Source organism: Micromonospora sp. M51 (genome assembly GCF_018070305.1).
GTDB classification, from domain to species: domain Bacteria; phylum Actinomycetota; class Actinomycetes; order Mycobacteriales; family Micromonosporaceae; genus Micromonospora; species Micromonospora parva.
Genome location: NZ_JAGPXZ010000339.1, coordinates 1 through 6,348, shown reverse-complemented (window position 1 = coordinate 6,348; position 6,348 = coordinate 1). Strand labels below are relative to the sequence as shown.

At 74.5% G+C, this 6,348-nt stretch carries 8 protein-coding genes; 3 read left to right on the top strand and 5 right to left on the bottom strand.

Going from position 1 to position 6,348, the window contains the following annotated elements:
- Positions 1–97 precede the first annotated feature (97 nt).
- From KBX53_RS18630 to KBX53_RS18610, 5 genes are all read right to left on the bottom strand, one after another.
- Entirely contained in the window at positions 98–859 is a 762-nt protein-coding gene (locus KBX53_RS18630; RefSeq protein ID WP_210860655.1) for an SDR family oxidoreductase, read from the bottom strand.
- Positions 844–1,389 carry a hypothetical protein gene (locus KBX53_RS18625; RefSeq protein WP_210860654.1) on the bottom strand — a complete coding sequence of 182 codons (546 nt, stop codon included), beginning with the start codon at positions 1,387–1,389 and terminating at the stop codon, positions 844–846. The genes KBX53_RS18630 and KBX53_RS18625 overlap by 16 nt, the downstream gene beginning before the upstream one ends.
- Complete coding sequence (locus KBX53_RS18620) at positions 1,386–2,204, bottom strand: DUF692 domain-containing protein (protein WP_210860653.1); 819 nt, start codon at positions 2,202–2,204, stop codon at positions 1,386–1,388. The genes KBX53_RS18625 and KBX53_RS18620 overlap by 4 nt, the downstream gene beginning before the upstream one ends.
- Positions 2,201–3,124, bottom strand: coding sequence for a TIGR04222 domain-containing membrane protein (locus KBX53_RS18615; RefSeq protein ID WP_030337285.1), 924 nt, complete (start codon positions 3,122–3,124; stop codon positions 2,201–2,203). Before KBX53_RS18615 ends, KBX53_RS18620 begins: the two co-directional genes overlap by 4 nt.
- Positions 3,125–3,206: 82 nt before the next feature.
- Positions 3,207–3,779, bottom strand: coding sequence for a TetR/AcrR family transcriptional regulator (locus tag KBX53_RS18610; RefSeq protein ID WP_030337284.1), 573 nt, complete (start codon positions 3,777–3,779; stop codon positions 3,207–3,209).
- Positions 3,780–3,856: 77 nt separating this feature from the next.
- Between KBX53_RS18610 and KBX53_RS18605 the strand changes: the two genes are divergently transcribed.
- The 3 genes from KBX53_RS18605 to KBX53_RS18595 all read left to right on the top strand — a co-directional run.
- Positions 3,857–4,717: a carbon-nitrogen hydrolase family protein gene (locus tag KBX53_RS18605; RefSeq protein WP_210860651.1), complete on the top strand. Its 861-nt coding sequence runs from the start codon at positions 3,857–3,859 to the stop codon at positions 4,715–4,717.
- 65 nt (positions 4,718–4,782) lie between these two features.
- Positions 4,783–5,427 carry an HAD family hydrolase gene (locus KBX53_RS18600; RefSeq protein ID WP_030337281.1) on the top strand — a complete coding sequence of 215 codons (645 nt, stop codon included), beginning with the start codon at positions 4,783–4,785 and terminating at the stop codon, positions 5,425–5,427.
- 179 nt (positions 5,428–5,606) lie between these two features.
- A partial coding sequence (locus KBX53_RS18595) for an RIO1 family regulatory kinase/ATPase (RefSeq protein ID WP_210860648.1) occupies positions 5,607–6,348 on the top strand: 742 nt, incomplete at its 3' end.

Sequence of the window (6,348 nt, the reverse complement as noted above, 5' to 3'; positions counted from 1 at the left end):
GCCGCCGCCAACTCCGCCCGGGTCGGCCCGGCCGCTCTGTCGATGCGGGCCGGCTTCGGCGGTGTCACGGCGCGGGTGTGCCGGGCCCTGTCGGGGGTCACAGCCCGCGTAGCGCGCCGCCGTCGACCGGCACTGTGATCCCGGTGAGGTAGCTCGCGGCGGGGGAGAGCGCGAACGCGGCCACCCGACCGAACTCGGCCGGGTCGCCGATGCGGCGCAGCGGGATGCCGGCCTCCGCCTCGGCGCGGGCCCGCTCCGGGTCGCCGGTAGCTCCGAACAGCTCCCGGTTGCGATCGGTCATGATCCGGCCGGGCAACAGGCCGACCACGCGGACGCCCCGTGGGCCGTAGTCGTCGGCGATGTCCTTGGCGGCACCGACCAGGCCGGGCCGCAGACCGTTGGAGATGCCGAGACCGGGCACCGGGCCACGCGCCGAGGTGGAGAGCACCAGCCCGATCGCGCCGCCCTCGGGCAGGGCGTTGGCGACAGTGCGTACGGCGCGGATGGTGCCCAGGAAGACCGTCTCGAAGGAGAGCCGCCACTGCTCGTCGGTGACCGCTGCGGCGTTGCCGGGCGGTGGCCCACCGACCGAGATCAGCGCGCCGTCGAGCCGGCCGAAGTGCTGCTGGGCGGCGGCGACGAGCTGCCCCGGGGTCTCCGGGTCGGTCAGGTCGCCGGTCAGCCCGACGGCGTGCTCCGGCCCACCCAGCTGCTGCGCGGCGGCGGCCACGGCGTCCGCGTCCCGGGCCGAGAGGACCACCCGTGCACCGTCGGCGACCAGGCACTGCGCTGTCGCGAAACCCAGGCCGCGGGAGGCGCCGGTGAGGACGTACACGCGGTCGGTCAGTCCGAGATCCATAATGCCGATCCTGCCGCATCCGAAACGCCGTCGCCAGCACGGGTGGGTACCCGCGGGGCGGGGCGCAGCAGGCGTACCCGGCCGGCGATCTGCACCGCGACGGCCCCGCCGGCGCGGCCCACCGCCGGCAACCGGCGCGGACGTGGCGGCCGCAGCCCGTCGTAGCGCAGGAGTGCCTCCCGGGCGGCCAGCTCCTCGGCTGCCGGCGGCGGCAGCGCACGTTCGGCGTGCAGCGCGCGGGCCAGGTCCCAACCGTCGCGCAGCGACCCGGCGGTGGGTCGCCGCTCGGCCCAGCCGGCGAAGGTCGTCGTCCACCTGGCACCGAGGCTGGCGGCGAGCAACGGCCAGTGCCGGGCGACGGCACCGGCCCGTTTGCGCAGCAGGGCCGCGCGGGTGGCGGCCAGCGGGCCGGGCGCGAACCCCGGCGGGGGTGGCCCTCCGGCGACGAGCGCGGCGACCAGTTCGGCCTGCCGTTCGGCGAGCCCGGCGCGGGGCGCGGCTGTCGGGTCGCCGTGGGGCGCGCCGGTCATGTGACGGCCGGGAAGCCCGCGGCGGCGGCCAGGGCGTCCAGTTCGGCGCGGAGTTCAGGGGCCGGCGGGTAGTGGCCGTCGCGTTCCAGCAGCAGCGCCGGTGGCCGCTGCCGGGCGCAGAGCGCGCCGACCAGCTCCAGCACCGCTGACGGAACCGGGTCGGTGTGGGTGTCGTGGTAGAAACCGCCGTACTCCGCGCCGCCGGCCACATGGGCGTACGCGATCCGCTCCAGCGGCAGACGGTCCAGCACCGCCAGCGGGTCGGCGCCCCGGTTGCGGGCGTTGGCGTGCACGTTCGCCACGTCCAGCAGCAGCAGGGCCCCGGTCCGGTCGAGGATCTCGGTGAGGAAGTCCGCCTCGTCCAGCTCGTCGTCGGGCCAGTCGACCAACGCGGCGATCGGTTCCAGCGCGATGGGCACCGGCAGGTCGGCCTGGGCCCGCGCCACGTTGGCGCAGACCGCGTCGACGGCTTCCCGGCTGCGCGGCAGCGGCAGCAGGTGCCCGGCCTCCAGACCGCCGGCCCTGACGAACGCGATGTGTTCGCTGACCAGCGGGGCGTCCAGGCGTTGCGCCACCGCGGCCAGGTGGCCGACCCGGGCCGGGTCGACCGGCTCGGCGCCGCCGAGGGAGAGCCGCACCCCGTGCGGTACGACTGTCACCGCGCGTTCCCGCAGCTGTGTCAGCCCGGGTGGGAGCGGCCCGGACGCGGGCACCCCCTCGGCCACCACTTCGACGAAGCGCAGGCCGGGCAGGTCGGCCACGAAGCCGGCGATCTCCGGACGCCAGCCGATGCCGACCCCGGACGGGCCGGTCATCCGCCGCACCCCCCGCCGCCGCACCCGCCACCACCGCCGCAGGAGCTGCCACCGTCTCCACCGGAGCTGTCCCCGCCGCCGGAGGACCCGTCGGACCCGCCCGTCCATCCGCTGCCGGAGGCGGCCTGGCGCTGAATCTCGGCCTGTTCGGCGAAGCCCGGGTCGAGTGCCCAGAGCGAGGCGGTGCCGTACAGGGCGACGCCCATCGCCGCGCCGGCCGCCCCGTAGGTGGCGTAGGCGGGTGCGGAGGCGGGCGCGAGGTGGGTGTGCTCGCGGCGGACGGAACGCACTGCCGATCGACCGGCCCGGGTGAGCATGGGCGCCCGGCGCAGCACGAGCGTGATGATCAGCAGCGGAACCAGTGTCAGCAGCAGGTAACCGACCGGGTGACCGTTGAACAGGCCGGAGACCAACCGGAGCACACCGAGGCCCAGCAGGGCGATCAGGATCGTGGCCCAGAAGCGGGCGCGGGCGCGCTGCGCGTCGTCGGTGAGCAGTCCGCGTTGCTCCAGGCCGTTGCGGATCTGGTGCAGCGCGGTGCGTACCCGCTCGTCCTGCGGGAGGTCCCCGACCCGGGCGTGCTGGTGGGCCGCCCAGTGGATGGCCTGATCCAGCGGGGTGAGCCCGGTCGGCGCGGCCCCGACGGTGGTCAGCCGGCGGTCCGGTCGCACGCCGATCGCTCCGCTGGCGCGCAGCCCGCCGAGCGCGGCGTGTACGGCCAGCCGAGGCCCCCCGTTGAGGTACGCGACCTGCTGGGGCCCGAGGGGGTCGGTGGTCATGGCGCCGGTCGATCCGGCGGCGAGCCGGACCCGGTGGTACGCCGCGATCACCACCACCAGGATGGCCGCTGCGAGGTAGTACCGGAGGAAGGTCGGGCCGGAGATGCCCCAGGTGTCACCGGACGCGGCGTGGACGCTCATCGACTGCTCCTGTCACCGGAGGGGATCGGCGGCCCCATTGTGGAGCAGCCTCGCCACGGTCGACCGACCGGTGCCCGCGCGGTCAGTGCCGGCGGACCGCCTCCTCGACCAGGTCGAGCACCGGGCCCAGGTCACCGGCCGGTCGACCCATGGCCAGGTGCAGCACCAGACCGTCGTAGGCCAGCTCCAGGAACTGGGCCAGCACGTCGATCGGTACGTCCTCACGCAGCACCCCGGCGTCGCGCTGGCGGGCCAGCCGGTCCCGGGTCGCCTCCGCGATCGCGGCGGACCGCTCGGCCCACCGTTTGGCGAACGCGGGGTCGGTGCGCAGCCGCCGGGAGACCTCCAGTTGGCTGCCCAACCAGCCGGTGGTGTCGGGGGAGACGGCGCGGGCCAGCAGATCGCGCATCACCTGCACCAGACCGTTGCGGGCCACCGTCTCGACCATGGCCGCGGCGTCGTCCTCGGCGACGGCCAGGAAGAGCGAGTCCTTGTCGCGGAAGTGGTGGAAGATCGCGCCGCGGGACAGACCGGTGGCCTCCTCAAGGCGGCGTACGGTCGCGCCCTCGTAGCCGAGCCGGGCGAAACACGCCCGGGCGGCGGCGAGGATCTCCTGCCGGCGCGCGTCGAGCTGGTCCTGACTTACTCTGGGCACACGTCGATCGTCGCAGGTCAACCCGGGGCACGCAAACCGTACGTACGGCTTGGGATGGTGCCGTTTACCATCGCCCGGTGACCCAGCCCCACACCGTGCCCAGCTCCCCGCTGACGGTGGCCACCGTCCAGGCCACCCCCACGCCGGGCGACGTCGCCGGCAACGCGCTCGTCGCCGCCGACCTGGTCCGCCAGGCGGGCGAACGGGGCGCCCGGGTGGCAGTCCTGCCGGAGTTGTTCCTCTGCGCGTACCACCCGCCGGCCCTCGCCGCCGACCCGGCCGGCACGGACGTCGCCGCCGATCAGGGCGGGATGGTCGCGGATCCCCGGCTCGACCCGCTGCGCGTCGCGGCGCGCGAGGGCGGCGTCACCGCGCTGGTGGGCGCGGCCGTGCGGCACCCGGACGGCCGGCGGACCATCGCGGCGCTGGTGGTCGACCGGGCCGGCGAGGTGCGGGTCGGTTACGACAAGCAGCAGTTGTGGGGTGACGAACGGGAGCTGTTCGTCCCCGGCGATCGGGGTGCCACGCTGCTCGTCGACGACTGGCGGCTCGGGCTGGGCATCTGTTATGACGGTTGTTTCCCGGAGCACGGCCGGGCCGCCGCCCTCGACGGCGCACACGCCTACCTGTGCCCGAGCGGGTACCTGACCGGCTCCGAACACCGCCGGGATCTCTACTACGCCGCGCGGGCCCTGGACAACACGATGTTCGTGGTCTTCGCCAACGCGGTCGGCGGCGTCGACCCGTGGCGGTTCAACGGTGGCGCGGCCATCTACGACCCGGAGGGGCGGGTGCTGGCTCGCGGGGCCGACGACGGCACGGCGGTGCTCGTGGCGTCGCTGGATCCGGCCGTGCTCGCGGCCACCCGGGCGGCCCACTCGATGCTCGTCGATCGGCTGCCGGAGCAGGGCGGCGCGCGGGTGTCGATGCCTGGCTGAGCCCTTCGTCAGGTCGATACCCGCCGCATCTGTTGGCGGACACGTCGGTCCCGTAGGGTGCCCGAGTGCCACTGCTCCTGCTGGACCTGGACAACACCCTGCTGGATCGGGCCGGGCCGTTCCGCCGCTGGGGTGAGCGCTTCCTGGACAGCATCGGCGCGCCCCACACCGACATCGACTGGCTGGTCTCCATCGACGCCGACGGCCTGACCGACCGCTGGGACCTCGCCGACGCCATCCGGGACCGCTACGAGCTGCGCATTCCCTCGATCGACCTGGTGGAGGAGCTGCACGACGGGGTGGTGGCGCAGACCCGGCTCGACCCGCTGACCGCCTGCGCGCTGCGGATCGCCGACGACGCCGGCTGGGTGCCGGTGGTGGTCTGCAACGGCACCGTACGCGTCGAGGACGCCAAGATTCGCCGGACCGGGCTGGACCAGTACGTCGCCGACTGGGTGATCTCCGAAGAGGCCGGCGTCAGCAAGCCCAACCCGAGAATCTTCGCGCTCGCCGCCCAACGGGTGCGGATGCCGCTGCGCGGGTCGTGGGTGATCGGCGACAGCCCGGAGGCGGACATCGGCGGTGCCGCGGCCGTCGGGCTGCCCAGCGTCTGGCTGCACCGGGGGCGCACCTGGTCGGACGTCCGGTTCGCGCCGAGCCGCACCGTGGACGGGTTGATCGCCGCGGTCGCCACCGTCCTCGCCCGCTGAGGGTTCGCGCACTGGGCTCGGTTTATTCGGTTGACCGGTCGCCGTGCTGCGACGAGCATTGTCCGCGCATCGTGCGTCCCGGGTGTGTGCCCGGTCGAGGAGAGGGGGTCGGTCATGGCCGTCTTCGCAGGTCGCTTCCAGCTGCCTATCTCAGCCTCGACCAAGGGAACCTCACCACAGTGCGCGATCATGATCTTCCGGCGCTTGAGCGCCGAACCCGCGGCAAGAGCCGCTTCGACGACGACGAACCGCAGTTTCTGAAGCGCGGGCGGCCCACCGAGCCGCTCGCGGACCCGGACAGCGAGCCCGACCCGGACACCGGCGAGCGCTGGTCGTCCTGGGACGACGCCGTGCACGGGCCGCAGCCGCACCCGGCCTGGCTGGTCACCGAACTGGCCGCCAAGGACACCGAGCTGGGTGTGCTGAAGACCGGCAAGGAGGCGGACGTCCACCTGGTCCGTCGGGCGGTGCCCGACACCGACCGGTCCTGTCTGTTGGCGGTGAAGCGCTACCGCGATCCCGAGCACCGGCTGTTCCACCGCGATGCCGGTTACCTGGAGGGCCGTCGGGTGCGCCGGTCCCGGGAGAACCGGGCGATGGCCGGCCGGACGGCGTTCGGCCGGCAGATGATCGCCGGGCAGTGGGCGGCGGCCGAGTTCGCCGCCCTGAGCCGGCTCTGGGAGATCGGCGCCGGCCACGACCGGATCGCCGTGCCGTACCCGGTGCAGTTGCGGGGCACCGAGTTGATGCTGGAGTTCGTCGGTGACGCCGAGTCGGGGGAGGCGGCGCCGCGACTGGCCCAACTGCGTCCCGGCCCGGCCGAGCTGAGTGACCTGTGGGCCCAGTTGGTGGAGGCGCTGCGGGTGCTGGCTCGGGCCGGCTACGCGCACGGCGACCTGTCGCCGTACAACCTGCTCGTGC